We start from the raw sequence: 25,299 nt of genomic DNA, 5'->3' as shown, positions 1-25,299 counted from the left end.
CGGGGTGACGGCGCACCCCGGCGCCCGCACGCACCACATGTCTTCGCACCTGTTCCATACGGCCCCACTCCGTTCCCGGAGGGACTTCGTGCACAGAAGCAGACTCACATCCACCGGCGCCAGGAGGCGTCGACCCCGACTTCGCACCGGTCTCGCCCTGTTCACCGGCCTGCTGCTGGCCGTGGGCACCCCGGCGACCGTGGCCGGCGCCCACCCCGGCCACCCGGGGCACGACGAACCGGCAGCCGCAGAGGGGCAGTTCCAGCAGGTGCCGCTCGCCAAGGGCGAGCCCGAGACGGGCGAGCCGATGTCGCTCGCCGTGCTCCCGGACCGCAGCGTCCTGCACACCTCGCGCGACGGCACGCTGCGCCTCACCGACCAGGGCGGCGTCACCAAGGTCGCCGGCAGGCTCGATGTCTACAGCCACGACGAGGAGGGCCTGCAGGGCGTCGGCATCGACCCGGACTTCGAGAACAACCGGGCGATCTACCTCTACTACGCCCCGCCGCTCGACACCCCCGCGGGCGACGCCCCGGAGACCGGCACCGCCGAGGACTTCGAGAAGTTCGACGGCGTCAACCGCCTCTCCCGGTTCGTCCTCAACCCCAACGGCACACTGGACCCGGCCAGCGAGAAGAAGGTCCTGGACGTCGCGGCCTCCCGCGGCACCTGCTGCCACGTCGGCGGCGACATCGCCTTCGACGCCGAGGGCAACCTCTACCTGTCCACTGGCGACGACACCAACCCCTTCTCCTCCGACGGCTACACGCCGATCGACGAGCGGGCGAACCGCAACCCGGCCTTCGACGCCCGCCGCAGCTCCGGCAACACCAACGACCTGCGCGGCAAGATCCTCCGCATCAAGGTCGCCGAGGACGGCTCGTACACCGTTCCGCAGGGCAACCTCTTCGCCCCCGGCACCGAGAAGACCCGCCCCGAGATCTACGCGATGGGCTTCCGCAATCCGTTCCGGATGAACATCGACAAGAAGACCGGCACCATCTACGTGGGTGACTACGGCCCCGACGCCGGCGCCGCCGACCCGAACCGGGGCCCGGCGGGACAGGTCGAGTTCGCCAAGGTCACCGGGCCCGCCAACTTCGGCTGGCCGTTCTGCACCGGCGACAACGACGCCTACAACGACTATGACTTCGCCACCGGCGCCTCCGGCGGGAAGTTCGACTGCGCCGCTCCCGAGAACACCTCCCCGCACAACACCGGCCTCGTCGACCTGCCGCCCGCGCAGGCCGCCTGGATCCCCTACGACGACGGTTCCGTACCCGAGTTCGGCAGCGGCTCCGAGTCCCCGATGGGCGGCCCGGTCTACCGCTACGACCCCGACCTGGAGTCCTCGGTGAAGTTCCCCGAGGCGTACGACGGCGACTTCTTCGCCGGTGAGTTCGGCCGTCGCTGGATCAAGCGGATCGAGCAGAACGACGACGGGTCCGTCGCGAAGATCAACGACTTCCCGTGGACCGGCACCCAGATCATGGACATGGAGTTCGGCCCCGACGGCGCGCTCTACGTCCTGGACTACGGCCTGTCCTGGTTCCAGGGCGACAAGGACTCCGCGCTGTACCGGATCGAGAACGCCGAGGACGGCTTCTCCCCGATCGCCGAGGTCGGCGCGGACCGGACGTCCGGCGCGGCCGGGCTGAGGGTCAGGTTCACCGGCAGCGCCAAGGACGCCGACTCCCCGGACCTCACCTACGGCTGGGACTTCGGCGACGGCACCACGGGCGAGGGCCTCACCCCCACCCACCGCTACAGGAAGGCCGGCACCTACACCGCGACCTTCACCGCGAAGGACCCCGAGGGCAACACCGGAAACGCCAGCGTCCGGATCGTGGTCGGCAACACCGAACCCACGGTGAAGATCACCGTTCCGGGCAACGGCAGCCTGGCCGCCTTCGGCGAGCCCGTGCCGTTCAAGGTGACCGTCACCGACCCCGAGGAGCGGATCGACTGCTCCAGGGTCAAGGTCGCCTACAGCCTCGGCCACGACTCCCACGCCCACGAGCTGACCAGCGAGACGGGCTGTGAGGGCACCCTCAAGCCGCCCGCCGGGGACGGCGGTCACGACCCCAACGCCGACATCTACGGCGTCGTCGGCGCCAGTTACACCGACGGCGGGGCGAACGGCCAGGAGGCGCTGACCGGCACCGCCCGCACCGTGCTCCAGCCGCTGCACCGCCAGGCCGAGCACTTCGGCGCCCAGCAGGGCGTGTCGGTGATCGACAAGACCGGCGCCAACGGCGGCAGGACCGTCGGCGACATCGACGACGGCGACTGGATCTCCTTCAGCCCCTACAGGTTCGACGGGCAGAAGAAGATGACCGTACGGGCCTCCTCCGGCGGCGCGGGCGGCTTCGTCGAGCTGCGCACCGGCTCGCCCACCGGCACGCTGCACGGCTCGGCGTACATCCCGCCGACCGGCGGCTGGGAGACGTTCCAGGACGTCGACGTGCCGCTGCGGTCGCTGCCGAGGAAGACCACGGAGATCTACCTGGTCTTCCGGGGCGGTGAGGGCGCGCTGTACGACGTGGACGACTTCGAGTTCTCCACCGAGCCGTTCAAGGCCGGCAAGAAGGTCCTGGTCTTCTCCAGGACCGCCGGCTTCCGCCACGACTCCATCCCGGAGGGCGTCGCCGCGCTGAAGGAACTGGGCGCCCCGGCCGGCATCTCGGTCACGGCCACCGAGGAGGCCCGGCAGTTCACCACCGCCAACCTCGCCAAGTACGACGCGGTGGCCTTCCTGTCCACCACCGGTGACGTCCTGAACGCCGAACAGCAGAAAGCGTTCGAGAACTACGTCAGGAACGGCGGCGGCTACCTGGGCATCCACGCCGCCGCCGACACCGAGTACGACTGGGAGTTCTACGGCGGCCTCGTCGGCGCCTACTTCGACTCGCACCCTGCCGTCCAGAAGGCCACCGTGCGCGTCCACGACCACGACCACCCGTCCACCGCGCACCTGGGCGACACCTGGGAGCGCACCGACGAGTGGTACAACTACCGCACCAACCCGCGCGAGCAGGCCAAGGTCCTCGCCACCCTCGACGAGACGACCTACGACGGCGGCACCATGAAGGGCGACCACCCGATCGCCTGGTGCCAGAGCTACGGCGGCGGCCGGTCCTTCTACACCGGCGGCGGCCACACCAAGGAGTCGTACGCCGACGAGGCCTTCCGCACCCATCTGCTCGGCGGCATGCAGTACGCCACCGGCCAGGTGAAGGCGGACTGCAAGCCGGACAAGGGCTACCGGGAGATCTTCAACGGCCAGACCCTGGACGGCTGGAAGCAGGCAGGACCCGGCAAGTTCGACGTCAAGGACGGCACCCTGGAGTCCGAGGGCGGCATGGGACTGCTCTGGTACCAGGCCAAGGAGCTGACGTCGTACTCGCTCAAGCTCGACTGGAAGATGCGGGGCGACGACAACTCCGGGATCTTCGTGGGCTTCCCGGCCTCCGACGACCCCTGGTCCGCGGTGAACAAGGGCTACGAGATCCAGATCGACGCCACGGACGCGGCCGACCGCACCACGGGCTCCGTCTACTCGTTCAAGTCGGCGGACATCAAGGCCCGTGACCAGGTCCTGCGCCCGCCCGGCCAGTGGAACTCCTACGAGATCAAGGTCCAGGGCGAACGCCTCCAGGTGTTCCTCAACGGAGTCAAGATCAACGACTTCACCAACAAGGACCCCGGGCGGAGCCTGACCGACGGCCACATCGGCCTGCAGAACCACGGCGCCGGCGACCAGGTCTCCTTCCGCGACATCCAGCTGAAGGAACTGCCCTCCTAGGGTCTTTCGTTCGGGTCGGGCCGGATCAGGGAGCGGGGTCCGGTGCCGTGTCCCGCAAGGCGGAGGAGGGAGTCGGGGCGGACCCCTGGCGACCGACGACAACGCGGCGAGGGGCGGTGCCGGGGCCCGCGAGCCCGACCTGACCCGCACGAAAGACCCTGGGGCGACCAGAACGGCGGCGGGCGGAGGACGCCGGACCTCCGCCCGCCGTCCCGCCGGGACCCGAACCCGGCACCCCGCTCGTCCCCCCCTCCGGCGCTCGCACCAGGTTCGCGTACGACAAGGAGGCTGCCCATGTCCGCCGAACCGTCCCTCCCCACCCCCACTCCCACCTCGGCCCCCCGCCTCGGCGTCTGGCTCATCGGCGCACGCGGATCCGTCGCCACGACCGCGATCGCGGGCTGCGCCGCCGTCGCCGCCGGGCTCCACCCGCCGACCGGCATGGTCACCGAGACCCCCGACTTCACCTCCTGCGGCCTGCCGCCGCTGTCGGCCCTCGTCTTCGGCGGTCACGACACCGTCGACTGCCCGCTGCCCAAGCGCGCCGAGCACCTCGCCGACGGCGGCGTCCTGCCGCACGGCCTGCCGTCCGCGGTGCACGCCGAACTCGTCGCCGCCGACCGGGAGATCAGGCCCGGCGGCCCGCCGCCCGGTGACACCGGCCGCACCCAGGACCAGTGGATCGACGTGTTCGCGGCCGACATCCGCGACTTCGTGCGCCGCCAGGACCTCGCGGGCGCCGTCGTGATCAACGTCGCCTCCACCGAGCCGGCCCTCACCGACGGCACCCTGCCGCCCAGCTCCCTCTACGCGGCGGCCGCCCTGCGCGCCGGCTGCCCCTACGTCAACTTCACCCCGTCCACGGGCCTGCACCACCCCGAGTTGGCCCCGCTCGCCGCCTCCTCGGGCCTGCCGTACGCGGGCCGCGACGGCAAGACCGGGCAGACCCTGCTGCGCTCCGTGCTCGGTCCGATGTTCCTGCGGCGCGCCCTCGCCGTGCGCGCCTGGTCCGGCACGAACCTCCTGGGCGGCGGCGACGGCGCCGCCCTCGCCGACCCCGCTGCCGCCGCCGCCAAGAACGCCGGCAAGGAACGCGTCCTCGCCGACACCCTCGGCGCCACCCCCGAGGGCGAGGTCCACATCGACGACGTGCCCGCGCTGGGTGACTGGAAGACGGCCTGGGACCACATCGCCTTCGACGGCTTCCTCGGCGCCCGGATGGTCCTCCAGACCACCTGGCAGGGCTGCGACTCGGCCCTCGCCGCCCCCCTCGTCCTCGACCTGGCCCGGCTGACCGCCCGCGCCCGGCAGAAGGGCCTGACCGGCCCGCTGGGCGAACTGGGATTCTATTTCAAGGACCCGGTCGGGGACGGCCCCTCGTCCCTGGCCGAGCAGTACACGGAGCTGAGGCGCTTCGCCGAGCGGCTGCGGGACGGCGCCGACGCCGACGACCGCGGGACACACCGATGAGCCGCACGCCCGCCCCGGCTCCCCGGGACACGCCCGCCCCGGCCGGGGCGACGGCCGGCGGCCCGGCCCCCGGGAACGCTCCCGCGCGCCGCACCCCCCGCCGGGGCCGCGCGGCCACGTGGGCAAAGTCGCTGCGCCTGTCCGCGGTGTTCACCCTCTCCGGGGCCCTGGCCGGCGCGGGGGCGACGGAAAGCCGGGCCCCGGGGGACGCGGTCGCGCGCCGCACGTCCCGATCCCGCTCGGACCGACCCCGCACGTCCCGACCCCGCTCGGACCGCCTGGCGGCGTGGGCCGAGCTGCTGAGGCTGCCCGCCCTCTTCACCGTCCCCGGCGACGCCCTGGCCGGCGCGGCGGCGGCCGGCGCACGCCCCGGGCCGCGGACCCTGCTCGCGATCGGCTCCTCCATGTGCCTGTACGAGGCCGGTATGGCCCTGAACGACTGGGCGGACCGCGCCGAGGACGCCGTGGAGCGCCCGCACCGCCCGCTGCCGTCCGGTCGCATCCCTCCGGCCGCCGCCCTCACCGCCGCCGGCGCTCTCACCGGCGCCGGACTGGCGCTCGCCGCCGGCGCGGGACGGCCCGCCCTCGCGGTGGCCGCGCCCCTGGCGGCAACCGTCTGGGCCTACGACCTCGCCCTGAAGCACACGCCCGCCGGTCCCGCGGCCATGGCCGCCGCCCGCGGACTCGACCTGCTCCTGGGATCCGCGGCCACCAGTGGCGGCACCCGTGCCGCACTGCCCTCCGCCGCGCTCCTCGGCAGCCACACCCTCGCGGTCACGGCCGTGTCCCGCCGGGAGACCACCGGCGGCTCGGCCCTGGTCCCGCTGGCGGCCCTCGCCACGACGGGGGCGCTGACCCGGCTGATCACCCACCGCCGCGCCCGACTCCCGGCAGACCGGCGGGCAGCAGCCGCCCCCGGCCTGCCGGGCTCCGACCCGGCCGAGGGCACGCCCCGGGCCACCGGCGTCCTAGTGCCGCGACAGGCGACGTTCGCCCCGTCGCGACGCCCGGCACGCACTCTGGCCGCCCCGGCCGAAGACCCGAGTACGTCCAGTACGAGGGCCTCCGGCCGGCACGCCGAGAGCACGCACCGGCCGCCGCTCCTTCACGGGCGAACGTCGCCTGCCACGGCACTGGCCACCGCCCTGGGCGCCGCCTACGCCGCCACGGCCGCCCGGCCCTACTTCCACGCCGCGCTCAACCCCTCACCCCCGCTCACCCAGCGCGCTGTCGGCGGCGGCATCCGCGCCACGATCCCGCTCCAGGCCGCACTCGCCGCCCGTTCCGGCGCGACCGCCACGTCCCTCCTGGTCGCGGCCCTGGCCCCGACCGGCCGGATGTTCGCGAGGAGGGCCGGCATGAGGAAGGTGAGCATCACGTGAGCCGGAACCCGAACCAGGGCGAGCGCCGGGACGTCACCGGGGACGGCCGTGTCCCGGAGACGAGCCGGGACACGAGCGGCGGCCCGGCCCGGCACGTGAGCCGGGAGGGGAGCGGCGACGGTCACGGCCCGGGCGGGGACACGGGCCGGGAGGGGAACGGCCGTCCGGGCCGGTACGTGAACCGGGACACCCGTGCCCCGGCCGTGGAGGTGGGTCAGGACGTGACGGGGCGCCCGGCCCGGCACGTGAGCCGGGAGGAGGCCGGGGACGGTCACGGCCCGGGCGGGGACACGGGCCGGGAGGGGAGCGGCGACGGTCACGGCCCAGGCGGGGACACGGGCCGGGACACGGGCCGAGCCGCACGCGTGGACGGGGCCCGGGACGTGAACCGGGGCGCCGGCACTCCCCTCCGCTTCGGCTACGGCACCAACGGACTCGCCGACCTCCGTCTCGACGACGCCCTCGTCCTCCTCGCCGACCTCGGCTACGACGGCGTGGGCCTGACCCTCGACCACATGCACCTCGACCCGCTCGCCCCGGACCTCGCCGCCCGCACCCGCCGGGTGGCGCACCGGCTGGACGCGCTCGGGCTCGGCGTGACCGTGGAGACCGGCGCCCGCTACGTGCTCGACTCCCGCCGCAAGCACGGCCCCTCGCTGCTGGACGCCGACCCGGACGACCGCGCCCGCCGCGTCGACCTCCTCCTGCGGGCGGTCCGCGTCGCCGCCGATCTCGGCGCGCACGCCGTGCACTGCTTCAGCGGCACCGTCCCCGCCGGCACCGACGAGGAAACCGCCTGGAGACGCCTCGCCGAGACCCTCACCCCCGTCCTGGACGCCGCCACCGCCACCGGCGTCCCCCTCGCCGTCGAACCCGAACCCGGCCACCTCCTGGCCACCCTCGCCGACTTCCACCACCTGCGCCGCACGCTCGGCGACCCCGAGCCCCTCGGCCTCACCCTGGACCTCGGCCACTGCCAGTGCCTGGAACCCCTCCCGCCCGCCGACTGCGTGCGCGAGGCCGCCCCCTGGCTGCGCCACGTCCAGATCGAGGACATGCGCCGCGGCGTCCACGAACACCTCCCCTTCGGCGACGGCGAGATCGACTTCCCGCCCGTCCTCGCGGCCCTCGCCGCCACCGGCTACCAGGGCCTGACGGTCGTCGAACTGCCCCGCCACTCCCACGCGGGCCCCCACTTCGCCACCCACTCCCTCCCGTTCCTCCGCCACGCCGCCCCTTCCGTCCCCGCCCCACCGTCCGGCGATCCCTCCGCCACCCCTGAAGGGAGCAGACCCCATGACCCGCCCCCACGCCACACCGGCCACCCCGGAGGCAGACACCACCGGCAAACCGGTGACCCCCGGTGACGGCACCACCCCTGCTTTCACCCCGCCCGCCGAACTGCGCCGCCGCCTCGACGACCGACTGGGCGGAGCCGCCAGGGCCTGGCTCGACCAGGCCCTGGACGAGGCCGCCGCCCACCCCGGCACCCACGGGCCCGTCTCCGTGTGGGAGCTGCGCCTGGCCGAGGCAGGCCGCCGCTGCGGCCCCGCCCACGCCGACGCCGCCCGCGTCCTCATCCTGCACGCGGCCCACGCCGACGCCGACGCGCTGAGCCGGGTCTATTCCCAGGGCACCGCCGACGAACGCCGCGCCGTCCTGCACGCCCTGCCGCACCTCGTGCCCGACGGCCCCGCCGCCCTCCCGCTCGTCGAGGACGCCCTGCGCACCAACGACACCCGGCTCGTCGCCGCTGCCCTGGGCCCCTACGCCGCCCGGCACCTCGACGCCCACGCCTGGCGGCACGCGGTCCTGAAGTGCCTGTTCACCGGCGTCGGCCTCCACTACGTGGCGGACCTGGAGCGGCGCGCCCGGGGTGACGGCGAACTCGCCCGCATGCTCGGCGACCACGCCGCGGAACGCACCGCCGCAGGCCGCCCCGTCCCCGAGGACCTGCACCGTGTCCTGGCCCTGACCGAGTCCGCCCCCGCCACCCCGCCGCACGGCACGGACGACCCCCACGGCAAGGAGTCCTGATGCGCATCTTCGACCCCCACATCCACATGACGTCGCGCACCACCGACGACTACGAGGCCATGTACGCCGCGGGCGTCCGCGCCGTCGTCGAGCCCTCCTTCTGGCTCGGCCAGCCCCGCACCTCCCCGGCCTCCTTCCTCGACTACTTCGACGCCCTCCTCGGCTGGGAACCCTTCCGCGCCGCCCAGCACGGCATCGCCCACCACTGCACCCTCGCCCTCAATCCGAAAGAGGCGAACGACCCGCGCTGCACGCCCGTCCTCGACGCGCTGCCCCGGTATCTCGTCAAGGACAACGTGGTGGCCGTCGGCGAGATCGGCTACGACTCCATGACCCCCGCCGAGGACACCGCCCTCGCCGCCCAGCTCCAGCTCGCCGCCGACCACGGCCTGCCCGCCCTGGTGCACACCCCGCACCGCGACAAGCTCGCAGGACTGCGCCGCACCCTGGACGTCGTCCGCGAGTCCGCCCTGCCCACCGACCGGGTCCTGGTCGACCACCTCAACGAGACCACCGTCAAGGAGGCCAAGGACAGCGGCGCCTGGCTCGGCTTCTCCGTCTACCCGGACACCAAGATGGACGAGGAACGGATGGTCGCGATCCTGCGCGCCCACGGCCCCGAGCAGGTCCTGGTGAACTCCGCCGCGGACTGGGGGAGGAGCGACCCCCTCAAGACCCGCAAGGTCGCCGACCTGATGCTCGCCGAGGGCTTCACCGACGACGACGTCGACCGGGTGCTGTGGCGCAACCCCGTCGCCTTCTACGGGCTCAGCGGCCGCCTGAACCTCGACGTCGACGCCACCGGCGCCACCCACGAGGGCAACTCCGTCCTGCGCGGCGCCCCGCGAGACGAACCCCGGCCGGCCTGCGCCCCCGCCACGGAGGCGTGAGCCATGCGCTTCCGCCACCCCGACGGCTCCACCGTCCACCTCGCCTACTGCACCAACGTGCACCCCGCCGAAACCCTGGACGGCGTCCTCGCCCAGCTCCGCGACCACTGCGAGCCGGTCCGCCGCCGCCTCGGCCGCGACAGGCTCGGCATCGGCCTGTGGCTCGCCAAGGACGCCGCGCGCGCCCTCGTCACCGACCCCGCCGCCCTGCGCGGACTGCGCTGCGAACTCGACCGGCGCGGCCTGGAGGTCGTCACCCTCAACGGCTTCCCCTATGAGGGCTTCGGCGCGGAAGAGGTCAAGTACCGGGTCTACAAACCCGACTGGGCCGACCCCGAGCGCCTGGAACACACCACCTCCCTGGCCCGCGTCCTCGCCGGACTCCTCCCCGACGACGTCACCGACGGCAGCATCTCCACCCTGCCACTGGCCTGGCGCACCGCCTACGACGAGCAGCGCGCGGAGACGGCCCGCACCGCCCTGCGCACCCTCGCCGAACGCCTCGACGCCCTTGAGGAGCTGACCGGACGCTCCATCCGGGTCGCCCTGGAACCGGAACCCGGCTGCGTCGTCGAGACCACCCGTGACGCCATCGCACCGCTCACCGCGATCGCCCACGACCGCGTCGGCGTCTGCGTCGACACCTGCCACCTCGCCACCTCCTTCGAAGACCCGCACACCGCCCTGGACAACCTCACCCGGGCCGGCGTGCCCGTGGTCAAGTCCCAGCTCTCCGCCGCCCTGCACGCCGAACATCCCCACCTCCCCGAGGTCCGCGAGGCCCTCGCCGCCTTCGCCGAACCACGCTTCCTGCACCAGACCCGCACCTCCACCCCCGCCGGCCTGCGCGGCACCGACGACCTCGACGAGGCCCTGGCCGACGACGCCCTGCCCGACGCGGCTCCCTGGCGCTCCCACTTCCACGTCCCGCTGCACGCGGCCCCCGCCGCGCCCCTCACCTCCACGCTGCCCGTCCTGAAGTCCGTCCTGACCCGGCTCGTCGGCGGCCCGCACCCCCTCGCCCGCCACCTCGAGGTCGAGACCTACACCTGGCAGGCCCTCCCGCCCGAGCTGCGCCCCCGCGGCCGGGCCCAGCTCGCCGACGGCATCGCCGCCGAACTGGCCCTGGCCCGCGACCTCCTGACGGACCTCGGCCTGAAGGAGCTCCCATGACCGGCCCCACCCCCCTCCTCGTCCTCGACGTCGTCGGCCTCACCCCCCGTCTCCTCGACCACATGCCCCACCTCAAGTCCATGGCCCAGTCCGGCTCCCGCGCCCCGCTCGACACCGTCCTGCCCGCGGTCACCTGCGCCGCCCAGTCCACCTTCCTCACCGGCACCCTCCCCTCGGAACACGGCATCGTCGGCAACGGCTGGTACTTCCGCGAACTCGGCGACGTGCTGCTGTGGCGCCAGCACAACGGCCTCGTCGCCGGCGACAAGCTGTGGGACGCCGCCCGCCGGGCGTACCCCGGCTACACGGTCGCCAACATCTGCTGGTGGTACGCCATGGGCGCCGACACCGACATCACCGTCACCCCCCGCCCCGTCTACTACGCCGACGGCCGCAAGGAACCCGACTGCTACACCCGGCCGCCTGCCCTGCACGACGAACTGACCGAGAAGTTCGGTACGTTCCCCCTGTTCCACTTCTGGGGCCCCGGCGCCGACCTGGTCTCCAGCCGGTGGATCATCGACGCCACCCGCCACATCACGCGCACCCGCCGCCCCGACCTGGCCCTGTGCTACCTCCCCCACCTCGACTACGACCTGCAGCGCTTCGGCCCCGACGACCCGCGCTCCCTGAAGGCGGCCGCCGACCTCGACGCCGCCGCGGCCCCGTTGCTGGACGACGCCCGTGCCGAGGGCCGTACCGTCGTCGCCCTGTCCGAGTACGGCATCACCCGCGTGAACCGGCCCGTGGACATCAACCGCGCCCTGCGCCGCGCCGGCCTCCTCGAGGTCCACACCCAGGACGGCATGGAGTACCTCGACCCGATGACCTCCCGCGCCTTCGCGGTCGCGGACCACCAGATCGCCCACGTCTACGTGCGCCGTCCCGAGGACCTGGACGCCACCCGGGCCGTCCTCGCCGCTCTGCCCGGCGTCGCCGAACTCCTCGACGAGGAGGGCAAGAAGGCGCACCACCTCGACCATCCGCGCTCCGGCGAGCTGGTCGCCGTCGCGGAGCCGGACGCCTGGTTCACGTACTACTACTGGCTCGACGACGCCCGCGCGCCCGACTTCGCGCAGCTCGTCGAAATCCACCGCAAACCCGGCTACGACCCGGTCGAACTCTTCATGGATCCCCTCGACCCCTACGTCAAGGTCAAGGCGGCCACCGCACTGGCGCGCAAGAAACTCGGCATGCGCTACCGCATGGCGGTCGTGCCCCTGGACCCCTCACCTATTCGCGGCAGCCACGGCCGCCTCCCCGCGAGCGACGACGACGGCCCGCTCCTCATCTGCTCCACCCCCCGCGCCGTCGGTGACCGGGTCGCGGCCACCGATGTGAAGTCCTTGCTGCTGCACCTGGCCGGTCTCTCCTGACAGGTCACAAGTGGAGCACTCACCACTGACAACGCCCTCCGACCACGAGGAGTTCCAGGCATGAGCCGCATCTCCCAGCCCGACCCCGAACTCACCCACCGCCTCACCAGACGAGGCATGCTCGGCGTCGCCGCGGGCGCCACCGCCGCCGCCCTGCTGGGCGCCGCCGCCACCCCCGCGACCGCGACGACGACCGGCACGACGGCCGTCGGCCGCGGCCGGCCGGTCCTGCCTCCCGGCCGGCTCGGCATCCAGCTCTACAGCCTGCGGGACAAGGTCTCCACGCTCGGCTTCGCGCCCGTCTTCGCCGAACTGGAGAAGTACGGCTACGACGAGGTGGAGTTCGCCGGATACACACAGGGTTCCGCCGGCCCCATCACCCTGGCGCAGCTCAAGCGGCTGGCCCGCGACCACGGCCTGACGCCCATCGGCAGCCACGTCGGCTACCACTCCGCCGACCCGAACGCCTACACCTTCGCCCAGAACCTCACCAAGGTCCTCGACGACGCCCAGGCCCTCGGCCTCAGGCACATCGGCACCGCCTCCGGCCCGTTCCGCTACGGCTCCACCGTCGACGCGTGGAAGCGCGCGGCCGAGGAGTTCAACACCTACGGCGCGGCGGCCAGGGCCCGCGGCATGAAGTTCTACCAGCACAACCACTCCGAGGAGTTCTCCTTCGCCACCGACGATCCCACGGTCCGCCTCTACGACGTCCTGCTCGCCGAGACCGACCCCGACCTGGTGTTCCTCGAGATGGACATCTTCTGGGCGTACTCGGGCCAGTTCCGCTTCTCCCGGCGGCCCGACGGCACGCCCGCACCGTTCGAACCGCTCGACTACGTCCTCAGGCAGCCGCACCGCTACCCGCTCTTCCACGTCAAGGACGGGGTGAGCGACCCGGCGAACACCTACGGCTACCGCATGACCGACGTGGGTGACGGCGACATCGACTACCAGCGGTTCATCTCCGCCGTGACCCGGCTGCGGGGCGAGCGGCTCGCCCACCACTGGCAGGCGGAACACGACAGCCCGGTCGATTCCCTCACCTTCGCCCGGCGTTCGAGCGAGCATCTGCACTCGCTGCGCGAGAAGTGCTGACGCCCCCGCGCGCGTGAGACGGCCCTCCCCTGCCCTCCCCGATCCGCACAGGGGAGGGCCGGGGAGGGCCGGGGACCCGGCAGCGGAGCGTCCGTGGCCGCCCCGACACGCTCCGCGACGCGGCGGGGCGTGCGTCGCCCGGACACCCCGCAGGCCCCCGGCCAGCGAATACTCGGGTGAGAGGCACTCCGAAAGCTTGGTATTGTTGTCCATGTCGCCGCGGGGAACACCCGCAGCGGCAGACACCTGGTCCGGGTGGCGGAATGGCAGACGCGCTAGCTTGAGGTGCTAGTGCCCTTTATCGGGCGTGGGGGTTCAAGTCCCCCCTCGGACACGCATCACCCTCCGCATCGAGTGTGTTCCACTCGGTGAGGGAAGGTTCGCGGAGAGTGTCCGCACAGAAGTCACCCGCCTCCGGGATTCCCGGAGGCGGGTTTTCTCGTCTCCGGATGTGTCCACTACCGGGGAAACCCTCCCAACACCTCGATTGCCTCCTCAATGCCGCGGAAGCCCGTTTATCGGTTGTGCCGAGAGCGGCCCGGCTCCCGTTCACTGACGGTCCGTCAATGTTCATCCGGACCGCCCATGTTGGCGGTCTGTGACCGCTTCGCGTGGTGATACGATCACGGCGCTTGTAGAGCGGGCGGATGGGTGAAGGACGACATCCCCGACTACGGGGACAGTCCGGGCGGTGGTCCCGATGCGGGCAGTCCCGCCGGTCCACCCGCATTGACGGGAACGCAGCAACTGGCCGTCAGTCGCCTGAAGAGAGTCTTATGACTGATTACATACAGAACCCGGTACTCTGGGCTCTCCTCGTCGCCGTACTCGTCGCCGTCGCCCTCATTGTTCGTCAGCGGAGGGCGACGCGGACGTTAAGGCAGGAGTTCGCAGATCTCAGGGCTCAGCACAGTGAGCTGGAGAACGGGTACGCGAAATCCGTCGAGGCGGCGCAGGAAAGAGCCGAAGAGGCAACGAAAACAGTCCTGAAGTCCGCCATGCGGACCCTTCAGGGACTCGCCGCGGAACAGCAGTTGATCGTCTCCCGGCTCCAGAACAAGTACGGCGAGTCGGTCATCCTCCAGGACCTTCTGGAGATCGACCACACGAACTCCCAGTTCGGCCGCCGTGCCCAGTCCATCGCCGTCCTCTGTGACGGCTGGCTGGGACGTCAGCGCGAGGTGGCGTCGGTCTACGACGTGGTCCGCAGCGCCCAGGGCAGGATCCGCCACTACCGGCGGGTGGAAATTCTCTCGCAGGTCGATTTCGGCATCACCAGCCGCGCCGTGGAACCGGTCGCACTGGCCCTCGCCGAACTGCTCGACAACGCGACCAGCTATTCCAGCCCGGACACCGTCGTCGAAATCAACATTCGCACCGTGCCCAAGGGCATTTGCATCGTCGTGGACGACGCCGGTGTCGGCATGAACGACGAGGAGCGGACCCGCGCGGAGAAACTCCTCTCCAGCGACCGCGTCTCGGGCGTCTCCGGGCTCGGCAACCCGCCGCAGTTCGGATTCGCGGTGATCGGCGTCCTCGCCGAGCGTTTCGGCTTCGAGGTCTCGGTGGACTCCAGCTCGCCCTACGGCGGCGTCCGCGCGGTCCTGCTCCTGCCGCACGACCTGCTCACCAACGCACCCGAGCAGAAGGAGCCGGCGCCGGTCGTCCCGCCCGTCGCCGTGGCCGCACCCACCCGTGGCGGCCCCGAGGCCGCGCCGGCCCCGAGCACCACCGTCGACGGCCTGCCCAAGCGGCGCCGCAAGCGGCCGATGGCCATCGTGCCCGGCAGCGCACCGGCCGCCGCCGCTCCCTCCCGCTCGGGTGCGGAGACGGCAGCGATCATGGGCGCCTTCCAGCGCGGTACCCAGTCCGGCCGGCGGGCCACCCCTGCGGACCCCGCGGAACAGTCCAGCAGTACACGTGGCGCAAGCAGCGAAGGGCATGAGTTCTCGTGAACGACGATCTGTCATGGATGCTTGACAGCGCCCTGGAGATACCCGGGGCCCTGCACGCCGTCCTGATATCCGCCGACGGCCTGCTGATGGCCCGGACGCAGGACTTCGGAAAGGACGACGCGGACCGGGTGGCCGCCGCCATGAGCGGTGTGCAGTCGCTCAGCCGCTCCCTGGCCTTCTTCTGCGAGGACGCCCAGCAGCGGTGGCGGCAGACACTGGTCGAGTTCGACGGCGGCTGGGTCTTCCTGATCTCCGCCGGAGAGGGCGCCTACCTCGGCGTCTCCGCCTCGCCCGACGTCGACATGGCGGACATCACCTTCCGGATGCAGCAGCTCGTCGGCCAGCTCGGCAAGGCGCTGACGACACCGCCGCGCGAGAACCTCGGCGCGCGGTCATGACCGGCTTCGACGAACTGGAGCCCCAAGCACCGGAGTTAGTGCGTCCGTACGTCATCACCAAGGGACGCGGACTGCCCGACGAGGAGCAGCTCTCCCTCATCACCCTGGTGACGGCGGCAGCCGACCACCAGCAGCGGCCGACCCGGCTGTCCCCGGAGGAGCAGAGCCTGCTCGAGCTGTGCTCGGCGGGCTACCTGTCGGTCGCCGAGATCGCCGGGCACACCCAACTGCCCCTCGGCGTGGTGAAGATCCTCCTCGCCGCCCTCACCGAGGGCGGCTACCTCATCACCCGCCCGCCCGTACAGCGGGCGCCCCTCGCCGACCGGGAGATCCTGGAGGAGGTGCTGAATGGTCTCAGGGCCAAGTTTGGATGAACAGGCGTACGTCCGTGAGGGCGCGTCGCAGACGGCCGTGAAGATCCTCGTCGTCGGCCACTTCGCGGTGGGCAAGACCACGTTCATCGGGGCGATCTCCGAGATCCCCCCGCTGTCCACCGAGGAGACGATGACGCGGGCCGCCGAGTCCGTCGACGACCTCAAGGGAGTCCAGGGCAAGACCACCACCACGGTCGCCATGGACTTCGGTCGCCTCACCATCAGCGACCGGGTCGTGCTCTACTTGTTCGGGACGCCCGGTCAGCAGCGTTTCGTGCAGATGTGGGAGGACATGGCCCGCGGCGCGCTCGGCGCCCTCGTCCTGGTCGACCCCGAACGGCTGGCGGACTCGTTCGCCGTGATCGACCTGATCGAGCAGTACGGGCTGGACTACGCCATCGCCGTCAACCACTTCGACGGCTCCCCCCTGCGGGACGAGACCGCCCTGCGTGACGCGCTGGACCTGCTCGACGACACCCCCGTCGTCACCTGCGACGCGCGGGACGAGCGGTCGTCGGCCGAAGCGCTCATCACTCTCGTCCGCCACTTGCAGGACCGTGCCCACTAGGAGCAGAAATGGACCAACCCCCCGCTCCCGTGCCCCCGCCCGGGTGCCCGGCGCACCACAGCGGCGCCCGAGTGCCGCTCCACGGACCCGAGTTCGCCGCTGACCCGCAGGCCTACTACAGCTACCTGCGTCACTACGGGCCGACCGCCCCGGTCGAACTCGCCCCCGGCGTCGAGGCCACCCTCGTCACGGACTACGCCACCGCCCTGCAACTTCTGCAGGACTCGGGCTCGTTCCGCAAGGACGCGCGCCGCTGGCGGCACTTCAACGAGGGCAAGATCTCGCCGGACAGCCCGGTCGCGCCCGTGCTGGCCTACCGGCCCAACTGCATGTTCAGCGACGGCGCCGAACACCTCAGGCTGCGCCAGGCCGTGACGGACAGCATGGCCCGCGTCGACACACGCAAGCTGAGCCACACCACCGAGCAGGTCTCCAACTACCTGATCTCCCAGTTCGGTTCCCGCGGCTCGGCGGACCTGCTCGGCGACTACGCCAAGCAGCTCCCGCTGTTCGTGTTCAACGAACTCTTCGGCTGCCCGCCGGACATCGGCGACCGCGTCGTCTACGGCATCAGCGGCATGTTCGACGGAGTCAACGCCGAGCGCGCGATGGGCGTGCTGTTCGGCGCCGTTGGCGAACTCGTCGCGCTCAAGCGGGTCAAGCCGGGGGACGACGTCACCTCCTGGCTCATGGAGCACCAGGCCGCCCTCACCGACGAGGAGATGGTTCACCAGCTCGCCCTCCTGCTGGTCGGGGGCAACGAGCCGCTGCGCAACCTGATCGGCAACACCCTGCACCGGCTGCTGACCCACGACGCGTACGCCAACCAGGGCGGTCTGATCGACGAGGCGATCGACGACACGCTGTGGGAGAACCCGCCCATGCAGAACCTCGCCCCGCACTACCCGGCCGCCGACATGGAGTTCGCCGGTCAGAAGTTCCAGGCGGGCGACCTGGTCCTGGTCAGCTTCGCCGCCGCCAACACCGGCCCCGCGCTGACGGCCGCCCGCCAGGCGGGCAGCAACCGCGCCCACCTGGCCTGGAGCGCCGGCCCGCACGCCTGCCCGTCCAAGGACCCCGCCCGGCAGATCACCGTGACGGCGCTGGAGAACCTCCTCAACCAGCTTCCCGACGTCGAACTCGCCGTCCCCGAGGAGAGCCTGACCTGGCGCCCCGGCCCCTTCAACCGGGGACTCATCGCGCTGCCCGCACGGTTCACCCCGGTGGCCGCGCGCAAGCCCGCCGCCCCGGCGCACACCGAGGCCCCGGCCCGCCCGCAGCAGCCCCAGCCGGGCGCCCGGTCCGAACGCGCTGGAGTGTGGAGCCAGTTCCTCAACTGGCTGACGAGGTGATTCACACAACACCGACCAACTCTTCACTCTTGTATGACGGTTCAGCCTCAGGGGTAGTGAGCCATGCGGTAATGCGCATGTCCCACCAGCCCGAGGAGTTGCCGTGGACCACATATCCACCAACACCGTTCCCCACCAACACCCCGCAGTGTTGAGCCTCGAGATACCCGCCCCCACCGGCGGGTATCTTCATGTCGGCTCCGGCCCGTGGCGGGAGGGCCGGTGACCGCCCCCCGGTCCGGCGCGCCGGTACTCGCCGGCACGGACACGCTCGGCGGCCACACCACCCGCCAGCTGCTGCGCCTGTGCGAGGTCGTGGGACTCACCACCCACGACGCCCAGGTCTACGCGCGTACCCTCACCGCCATGCTGGGTACGGCCGCCGCACGGCCGCTGGACCTGCCGCCCCCGAACCCGACGTTCCTCTCCGACGACCACACCCCGGTGGAGTTCTCGCTCTCCTTCGTGCCGGGCGCGGCGCCCACGCTCCGGGTGCTGCTGGAGCCGGGCTGCGCGGCCGGCGACCTGACGCAGAACGGGCGTCTCGGACTGCGGGCCGTCCGCGAGATGGCGGCACGCTGGGGCGTCGCCACCGACCGGCTCGACGAACTCGAGGACCTGTTCCTGCCGACGTCACCGGAGGGCCCGTTCGCCCTGTGGTGCGCGCTCGAACTGCGCCCCGGCGGCGTCCCCAAGGTCAAGGTCTACCTCAACCCCGCTGCCACCGGGCGCGGACGCGCCGCCGCGACGGTGCGCGAGGCGCTGCGGCGGCTCGGCCACCACGACGCGTTCGCGGCACTGCCGCCGCACGACCGCCACCTGTTCTTCGCCCTGGACCTGGGCGACTGGGCGGAACCCAGGGTGAAGGTCTACCTCGCCCACCAGGACCTGTCGGCCGCGGAGACCGGCGCGCTGTGCCGCACCGGTGGCCTTTCCCGTACCGGTGGCCTTTCCCAGGCCGAGGAGAACGAGGAGTTCTTCCGCATCGCCGCGGGCCGGGACGGCGCGGACGGCAGTGGCGCGGAGCCGGCTTCGGCGGTGCGGCGACCCGTGCAGTCCTGCCACGCCTTCACGGAGAGCGCGTCCGGCCTGCCCAGCGGCTTCACCCTCTACGTCCCGGTCCGCGACTACGCGCCGCACGACGGCGAGGCCCTCACCCGCGCCACCGCCCTGCTCCGCCGCTACGGGCAGGACCCCGCCCCGCTGTCGGCGGCCGTGTCCGCGCTCACCGACCGCGACCCGGAGGAGGGGGTGGGACTCGTCGCCTACCTGGCGCTCGCCCACCAGCAGGGGCAGCCGCCCCGGGTCACGACGTACCTCTCCTCGGAGGCGTACGCGGTGCGCCCGCCCGTCGGCCTGCTGCCCGCCGAGCCCGCGACCGTGCGGTAACCGGCGGGTACCGGGGGACACTTCCCGGGGAGCCGTACGCCGATGACGCCGGACCGCTCCCCTCCCGCCGCCGCGACCCGGGGACCAGGCGACGTGACGCGGCGGCGGAGCGCGCGAGCCGAGGGCTGCGGCACGGCGAAGGGGCCGGCCCGCGGAGGAGCCCTCCGCCTGCCGACCCCAGCCTGACGTATCGTCACTCCGCTTGCAGGTCCTGGAGATACGGCGCCACGTTCACCTGGATCGAGGAGCCCTCCGCCTGGCCGTACTGGCCCGCGATGCCGCTGAGATAGGTGGCGACCTCCTTGCGCATGACCTCCGGTTCCGGCAGCACCGCCGCTCCCGTGACGATCCGCGCGATCCAGCGCGACTGCGCCTCCACGAGCCGGGTGATGGAGCCGTGCGGACGGACCAGGCCGACGAAGTACAGACCGGCGTGGCCGGGTGCGACGACCCGCTTGTACAACTCGACCGAGCCCTGTGCTCCGATCGGGCAGCCGGACGGCAGGAACGGGAACGCCATGCGGTAGCCGGTGCAGTGCACGATCGCGTCGGCCCGGGCGGACGTCCCGTCGGTGAAGACCACCCGGTCGCCGTCGAGGGAGGCGATGGCGGGTCTGGGGACGACCCCGCCGTGCCGGATGCGGGTGAGGATCTCGTCCGAGATGGTCACGGCCGAGGCGAACACCGGGTGGTCCGGCTCGGGCAGGCCGTAGTCCGAGAGCCTGCCGCGGGCCACGAGCAGGGCCTGCTCGATGAATCGGCGCTGCTCCTCCAGCGACATGCTCGTCCACCACGGCGCCTCGGCCACCTCGTCGAGCGGTGTGCCGTACAACTGCTTGGGCAGGATGTGCAGGCCCCGGCGTACCGAGAGCAGGGTGGTCGCCGCGTACCGGGAGAGGTCCGCCGCGATGTCCACCGCCGAGGCGCCGAGCCCGACGACGACCACCTCCTGGCCTGCGTAGTCGCTGCCGTCGCGGTAGTCCAGGGCGTGCAGAATCGTTCCGGTGAAGGTGTCCGCACCGGGCGGCGGCGCGGGCAGCGAGGGCTCGGTGTTGTGCCCCGACGCGACGACGACATGGGTGAAGCTCCGCGTGCCGCGCGTGCCCCCGGCGTCCACGACGGCGACCGTCCAGGAACCGTCGGCCTCCTGCCGCACCGACTCCACGGCCGTCTCCAGCTCGACGTGGTCCAGGACGTCGGCCCACTCGGCGAACGAACGCAGGTAGGCGGCCATCTGGCTGTGCCGGGGATAGACCGGGTAGGAGTCCGGCATCGGGTAGTCGGCGTAAGCGGTCAGCTTCTTGGTCGTGTTGAGGTGCAGTGACAGGTAACCCGGGCCGCGCTCACCCGTCCCGGGGCGGCGCCAGATGCCGCCCACGTCGGCCGACTTCTCCAGACACACGAAGTCGACACCCGCCGCCTTGAGGGCCCGTGCCGTGGCCAGCCCCGACAGGCCCGCACCGATCACACACACTCTCACGGTTTCCCCCACAGGAAGGACAGCACCTTTACGAACACCCGCAGTGCATGCCCATCGGGCACTCCGCCCAACCAGCGACAAAGATCACAGACGCCCGCCGTATGGCATGGCACCGACCCGACCCTGATCGTTTTCCGCCCTGCGTCCGACGCCCCTGAGCGGTCCCCGACCCGACCTGGAAAAGCCCCTGACAGGGGCACCACTTGGGCGGCAGCGCACCTAACGTGACGACTGTGCCCCGGCCGGGTCCGCACGCCTGACACAACCGCTCTCTCCACGAGGAGGATCCATGCCGTTGAGGGGCAGATCCGCACTGCGGCGCATCGCCATGCGGGGCACGGCCATGGCCATGGGAGCCGCCATGGCCGTCATCACCGGCCTCGCCACCGCTCCCGCGGTCCACGCGTCGCCGTCTGCCACCGGGGTCCTGCGGTGGGCGCCGTGTGACGACCCGGAGAAGCCGGGAGCCGAGTGCGCCACTCTCTCGGTGCCGGTCGACTGGGCCCGCCCGGACGGGCCGGGACTCGACCTGGCCGTGGCCCGCCGCAAGGCCACCGACCCCGGCGCACGCGTCGGCTCGATGGTGTTCGGCCCCGGCGGGCCGGGCGACTCGGGTGTGGAGATGGTGGTGGGCCGTATCAGCCGGTTCAGCCCAGAGGTCCGCCGCAGGTTCGACATCGTCAGCTTCGACCCACGCGGCGTGGGCGGCAGCAACCCGGTGACCTGCTCCGGCGGCCTGCTTGCCGAGCGGCCGTCACCGGAGCTGAAGAGCCAGGCTGACTTCGACGCCACCATGGCGTACAACAAGCGGCTCCGTGCCGACTGCCGGGCCCGTACCGGCCCGGTGTTCGACCACCTCGACACCGCCCAGACGGTCCGGGACCTGGACGCTCTCCGGGCCGCCCTCGGCGAGCGGAAACTGACCTTCCACGGCAGCTCGTACGGCACGTTGCTCGGGGCGCAGTACGCCGAGACCTACCCGCGCCGCGTGCGCGCGATGGTGCTGGAGAGCGTCATGGACCACAGCGTCCCGACCACCCGTGACTTCCTGCAGGCCGAGGCGGCCACGGCACAGGATTCATTCCAGGAGTTCGTGAAGTGGTGCGACGGTGCCGCGGACTGCGCGCTGCACGGCCGCGACGTCCGCGCCGTCTGGCAGGGCCTGTTGGCCCGGGCCGGGCGTGGCGAGCTGGCGGACCCGGCGAAGCCGGGCACCTCGCTGTCGTCTTCGGACCTGGTCAACAAGATCGCGTTCCGGAAGTTCTACGAGGCCGACCACGCGGGCCTGGCCGCGGCGATCGCGGGGATGGACGCGAGCAAGCCGCTGCCCGCGTCGCCCACCTCGACAGCGCCGCTGCATCCGGCCACCCCGGTCTTCTGCTCGGACTGGCACCTGCCAGTGCGCGACCACCAGGAGTACGCCTTGCTCGTCGCCATGACGAACATGACCGCGCCCGACCTGCCTTACCTGCTGCCGATCCACATGGCAGTGGCGTGTCTGGGGGCGCCGACCGCCAACCCACAGGACCGTCTGGACGTACACGGTGCCCCGCCGATCCTGGTGTCCAACGCGCTGCACGACCCCGCCACCGGCTACCCGTGGGCGGTCTCGGTGGCCCGGCAGCTCGGCCGCAGCGGCGTGCTCCTCACCTACGAGGGCCACGGCCACGGCAGCGTCACCAGCGGCCCGTGCATGGAGGACGCCGTGGACAGCTACCTCACCGACCTGGCAGTCCCACCACGGGGCACCAGTTGCCCCGCCGCCCGCCCCGCACGGGCAGCGTGAGCGCGGCGGGGGAGGGACTGCTCCTGCGCGGGGTGACGGCCGGGTTCGGGGGTCGGGTTCTGTCGGGGATCAGTCGAGCATGCTCGGCGTCGGGGTCGGCGTACGGCCCGCCTGGACCTCCTCGAGCCGCTTGGTGCCCTGCTCCACGGCGGCCTTGGTGGTGTCCTCGTCGGCGCCGTCGAGCCCGCCGTTGGTGACCGTGATGGCATCATCGCCGACCCGGACGACGGCGACGTCCAGGGTGAGCGTCACGGGGTCGCCGTTCGAGGTGCCCTTCACCGTCACGGTGAGGCCCTGCCGGGCGTCGCCCTCCTTGGGCAGCGAGGTCTCCACGACCTGGACGGTACGGTCGCCGCTGTCGCCGCCGGTCAGGGTGAACTGGTCGCAGGTCTCGGGCAGCTTCCCCAGCCAGTCCATCGACTTGTCCAGCGTGGCCTTCTGGTAGGCGGCGACCTGGTACAGCAGCCGGGAGTCGCCCTCCTGGAAGCCGTTCAGCGCCGACGCCCCGGACGGAGTGCCGAGCAGGGTCTCGTCGTAGAGGGCGTCGACCAGGCGCTGGCAGTCGGCCGCGTCGGTCTTGCCGGTGACGAACTGGGCCGCGTCCACCTGCCCGATGAGCAGCTTGTCGCGCCAGTCCTGCGGGTTCTTCACCTGGACCCAGTCGTCCTCGATGTCCGCCGCGGTGATCAGCGCGTTCCGGGCGCCGGTCTCCGAGAGGGTGGCGGTGGGCGACGGGGTGGCGCCGGCCGACTTGCCGGTGGTCGGCGTCGAGGGGGCGGTCGGCGACGAGGCGGTGGTCTGCGCGGCGAGGGGCCGCTCGGCGACGGTGGCGGCGGTCTCCGACTCGGCCGACGTGTTGTCGTCCCCGCCGGCACAGGCCGCTGTGGCGAACAGCGTCCCGGTGGCCATCGCGGCGGCCAGGACACGGACCGGGCGGACCGCGCGGGCCCGACGGTCCGCCGTGCGGGGCACCGCGGCGACGGGCGTGGCCGTACGCGGCACGGCCGGGTCCGACGCGGCGGCATTGCGCGCCGGTCGGGACGGGCGGCCGGTCGGGCGAGGGGTGATCACGTTTGCCTCCTGAGGACGGTCGGGACGGATGGGACGGATGGGACTGGACGGATGGGACGGATGAGACGGTCGGGACGGGGCGTGCGAGGACGGGACGGATTCCCGGCGCAGGTGTGCCCGTGCGGCTCCCCTCGCCTCCACCGCACCACCGGCCCGGCCGCTCGACCAACGCAGGGAGTCATACGGGTGAGGGTGTACGCCGGGTGCGGGTGCGGGTGCGGGTGCGGGTGCGGGTGCGGGTGTGGGTGCAGGAGGGGGAGGTGGGAGGAGACGGGAGGCGAGGGCGCGGCGGTGAGGCTGTACGAGGGAGTGGCGATGTCCCCGGGCGCGGCGGTGTGGGTGGGGACGCCGCCCGGCAGCGCGACCGTGCCGCGTCCTGACCTAGTCGCGCTGTCGGCCGACGGTCCTGCGGCTCCGGTCCTGCGGTCCCGGTCCTGCGGCTCCGGTCCTGCGGCTCCGGCCCTGCGGTCCCGGCCCTGCGGTCCCGGCCCTGCGGTCCCGGCCCTCCGATCCCGGCCCTCCGATCCCGGCCCGGCCGTCCGGTGACCCGGTGGCCGGACAGGCCCGCGGCGGGTCCCGGGGGGCGGGTCGGAAAATGCGAGGTGGTGGGGCCGGTCGCCGGGGCATCATGACGACTCCCGCCGCCTTCTCGCGGCGTCGGCCGATCACCACCGGGGGAGTCCGTGACCGTCCAGAACATCCTGCTGTCCGGCGTGGTCGGCTCGACCGCCTACGGGCTCGCGCACGCCGGGTCCGACGTGGACCGGCTCGGCCTGTTCGCGGCGCCCACCGAGGAGCTGCACGGCCTGCACCCGCCCAAGGAGTCCCACGTCAGTACGGCACCCGACCGGACCCTGCACGAGGCCGCCAAGTGGTGCCGGCTCGCGCTCGGCGGCAATCCCACCGTCACGGAACTCGCCTGGCTGCCCGACGAGTTGTACGAGGTGCGCACCCCGCTCGGCGACGAACTCATCGGCATCCGTACGACCTTCCTGAGCGCCCGGCGCGTCCGGGACGCCTACCTCGGTTACGCCACCCAGCAGTTCCGCAGGCTGCTCGGCCGCGGCGACGGCTCGTTCTCCGCGGACACGCGCAAGCGGACCGCCAAGCACGCCCGGCACCTCAAGCGGTTGTGCGGACAGGGCTACGAGCTGTACACCACGGGCACGTTGGGCATCCGGGTCGACGACCCGGAGAGCTTCCACCGCTTCGGTGAGCAGGTGGCGGCCGATCCCGATGCCGCCCTTCCACTGCTGCGCCGGTACGAGACGGCGTTCGACGAAGCCCGCAGTGTGCTGCCCGAACAGCCCGACGAGAGGGCCGCCGACGCGTGGCTGAGGAAGGTACGACGGCACTTCTACCCGTCCTGACCGCCCAGTTCGACCCGGGTCTCCCGGGGGACCGGGAAAAGCGCGTGCCCCACCGGTCCCTTCCTCCCTACACTCACTCCATCGAGTGCCGCCCACGAACAGGGCCGCGCCGCACCGCGACGAACGAGGGGAGCCCGGCCATGCGTGACCACACCGCCGCCGCTCCCCGTTCCCGCTACGAGGTGATCCTCGTGTCCTCGTCCGTCCGGTGCCCGCGGCGCGGCCGGCACCGGATGGTCTGACGCAACGTCAGTCACCGTCACAGAGACACCCTTTGGCACACCGTGCCCCGGGTGGCGGCTCTGTCGTCACGACGACTGTAGTC

General features: G+C 72.4%; 19 protein-coding genes and 1 tRNA gene. 18 read left to right on the top strand and 2 right to left on the bottom strand.

From position 1 onward, the window contains the following. Positions 1-88: 88 nt before the first annotated feature. From ACGFQC_RS15835 to ACGFQC_RS15760, 16 genes are all read left to right on the top strand, one after another. Entirely contained in the window at positions 89-3,805 is a 3,717-nt protein-coding gene (locus ACGFQC_RS15835; protein ID WP_363088769.1) for a ThuA domain-containing protein, read from the top strand. Between the two features lie 294 nt (positions 3,806-4,099). Next, complete coding sequence (locus ACGFQC_RS15830) at positions 4,100-5,275, top strand: inositol-3-phosphate synthase (RefSeq protein ID WP_363088770.1); 1,176 nt, start codon at positions 4,100-4,102, stop codon at positions 5,273-5,275. Continuing rightward, complete coding sequence (locus ACGFQC_RS15825; protein ID WP_363088771.1) at positions 5,272-6,657, top strand: SCO3242 family prenyltransferase; 1,386 nt, start codon at positions 5,272-5,274, stop codon at positions 6,655-6,657. Before ACGFQC_RS15830 ends, ACGFQC_RS15825 begins: the two co-directional genes overlap by 4 nt. Positions 6,658-7,022: 365 nt before the next feature. Continuing rightward, the gene (locus ACGFQC_RS15820; RefSeq protein WP_363088868.1) at positions 7,023-8,024 is read left to right on the top strand and encodes a sugar phosphate isomerase/epimerase family protein; all 1,002 of its coding nucleotides are present in this window, start codon (positions 7,023-7,025) and stop codon (positions 8,022-8,024) included. Further along, a complete protein-coding gene (locus ACGFQC_RS15815) occupies positions 7,954-8,694 on the top strand; it encodes an EboA domain-containing protein (protein WP_363088772.1) in 741 nt (246 codons plus the stop codon). The genes ACGFQC_RS15820 and ACGFQC_RS15815 overlap by 71 nt, the downstream gene beginning before the upstream one ends. After that, the gene (locus tag ACGFQC_RS15810; protein ID WP_363088773.1) at positions 8,694-9,584 is read left to right on the top strand and encodes a TatD family hydrolase; all 891 of its coding nucleotides are present in this window, start codon (positions 8,694-8,696) and stop codon (positions 9,582-9,584) included. Before ACGFQC_RS15815 ends, ACGFQC_RS15810 begins: the two co-directional genes overlap by 1 nt. Positions 9,585-9,587: 3 nt before the next feature. Then, on the top strand, positions 9,588-10,757 hold the full coding sequence (gene eboE, locus ACGFQC_RS15805) for a metabolite traffic protein EboE (protein WP_363088774.1): 1,170 nt from the start codon (positions 9,588-9,590) through the stop codon (positions 10,755-10,757). Next, positions 10,754-12,133, top strand: a complete 1,380-nt coding sequence (locus ACGFQC_RS15800; RefSeq protein ID WP_363088775.1) for a nucleotide pyrophosphatase/phosphodiesterase family protein — start codon at positions 10,754-10,756, stop codon at positions 12,131-12,133. The genes eboE and ACGFQC_RS15800 overlap by 4 nt, the downstream gene beginning before the upstream one ends. Positions 12,134-12,193: 60 nt before the next feature. Next, positions 12,194-13,231, top strand: a complete 1,038-nt coding sequence (locus ACGFQC_RS15795) for a sugar phosphate isomerase/epimerase (protein WP_363088776.1) — start codon at positions 12,194-12,196, stop codon at positions 13,229-13,231. A gap of 249 nt (positions 13,232-13,480) precedes the next feature. Next, a tRNA-Leu gene (locus tag ACGFQC_RS15790) sits at positions 13,481-13,565 on the top strand. A 442-nt stretch (positions 13,566-14,007) separates the two neighbouring features. After that, on the top strand, positions 14,008-15,186 hold the full coding sequence (locus tag ACGFQC_RS15785; protein WP_363088777.1) for an ATP-binding protein: 1,179 nt from the start codon (positions 14,008-14,010) through the stop codon (positions 15,184-15,186). Further along, entirely contained in the window at positions 15,183-15,584 is a 402-nt protein-coding gene (locus ACGFQC_RS15780; RefSeq protein ID WP_356561669.1) for a roadblock/LC7 domain-containing protein, read from the top strand. Before ACGFQC_RS15785 ends, ACGFQC_RS15780 begins: the two co-directional genes overlap by 4 nt. Further along, the gene (locus ACGFQC_RS15775) at positions 15,581-15,958 is read left to right on the top strand and encodes a DUF742 domain-containing protein (protein ID WP_363088778.1); all 378 of its coding nucleotides are present in this window, start codon (positions 15,581-15,583) and stop codon (positions 15,956-15,958) included. Before ACGFQC_RS15780 ends, ACGFQC_RS15775 begins: the two co-directional genes overlap by 4 nt. After that, positions 15,933-16,526 (top strand): ATP/GTP-binding protein, encoded by a 594-nt coding sequence (locus ACGFQC_RS15770; protein ID WP_363088779.1) that lies wholly within the window; start codon positions 15,933-15,935, stop codon positions 16,524-16,526. The genes ACGFQC_RS15775 and ACGFQC_RS15770 overlap by 26 nt, the downstream gene beginning before the upstream one ends. 8 nt (positions 16,527-16,534) lie before the next feature. Beyond that, positions 16,535-17,878: a cytochrome P450 gene (locus ACGFQC_RS15765; protein WP_363088780.1), complete on the top strand. Its 1,344-nt coding sequence runs from the start codon at positions 16,535-16,537 to the stop codon at positions 17,876-17,878. A 222-nt stretch (positions 17,879-18,100) separates the two neighbouring features. After that, positions 18,101-19,267 carry a tryptophan dimethylallyltransferase family protein gene (locus ACGFQC_RS15760; protein ID WP_363088781.1) on the top strand — a complete coding sequence of 389 codons (1,167 nt, stop codon included), beginning with the start codon at positions 18,101-18,103 and terminating at the stop codon, positions 19,265-19,267. Between the two features lie 193 nt (positions 19,268-19,460). Here the strand turns inward: ACGFQC_RS15760 and ACGFQC_RS15755 are convergent, their stop codons facing one another. Then, positions 19,461-20,747 carry an NAD(P)-binding domain-containing protein gene (locus tag ACGFQC_RS15755; RefSeq protein ID WP_363088782.1) on the bottom strand — a complete coding sequence of 429 codons (1,287 nt, stop codon included), beginning with the start codon at positions 20,745-20,747 and terminating at the stop codon, positions 19,461-19,463. A gap of 289 nt (positions 20,748-21,036) precedes the next feature. Here ACGFQC_RS15755 and ACGFQC_RS15750 point away from each other — a divergent pair, with 289 nt between their 5' ends. Further along, a complete protein-coding gene (locus tag ACGFQC_RS15750; RefSeq protein WP_363088783.1) occupies positions 21,037-22,533 on the top strand; it encodes an alpha/beta hydrolase in 1,497 nt (498 codons plus the stop codon). Between the two features lie 69 nt (positions 22,534-22,602). On the opposite strand, the gene ACGFQC_RS15745 is transcribed toward ACGFQC_RS15750, so the two are convergent. After that, on the bottom strand, positions 22,603-23,442 hold the full coding sequence (locus ACGFQC_RS15745) for a hypothetical protein (RefSeq protein WP_363088869.1): 840 nt from the start codon (positions 23,440-23,442) through the stop codon (positions 22,603-22,605). 845 nt (positions 23,443-24,287) lie between these two features. On the opposite strand from ACGFQC_RS15745, the gene ACGFQC_RS15740 reads away from it, so the two are divergent. After that, entirely contained in the window at positions 24,288-24,974 is a 687-nt protein-coding gene (locus tag ACGFQC_RS15740) for a DNA polymerase beta superfamily protein (RefSeq protein ID WP_363088784.1), read from the top strand. Positions 24,975-25,299 lie beyond the last annotated feature (325 nt).

Source organism: Streptomyces sp. NPDC048734 (genome assembly GCF_043198675.1).
Classification (GTDB): Bacteria; Actinomycetota; Actinomycetes; order Streptomycetales; family Streptomycetaceae; genus Streptomyces.
This window is presented reverse-complemented; position numbering and strand designations above follow the sequence as displayed.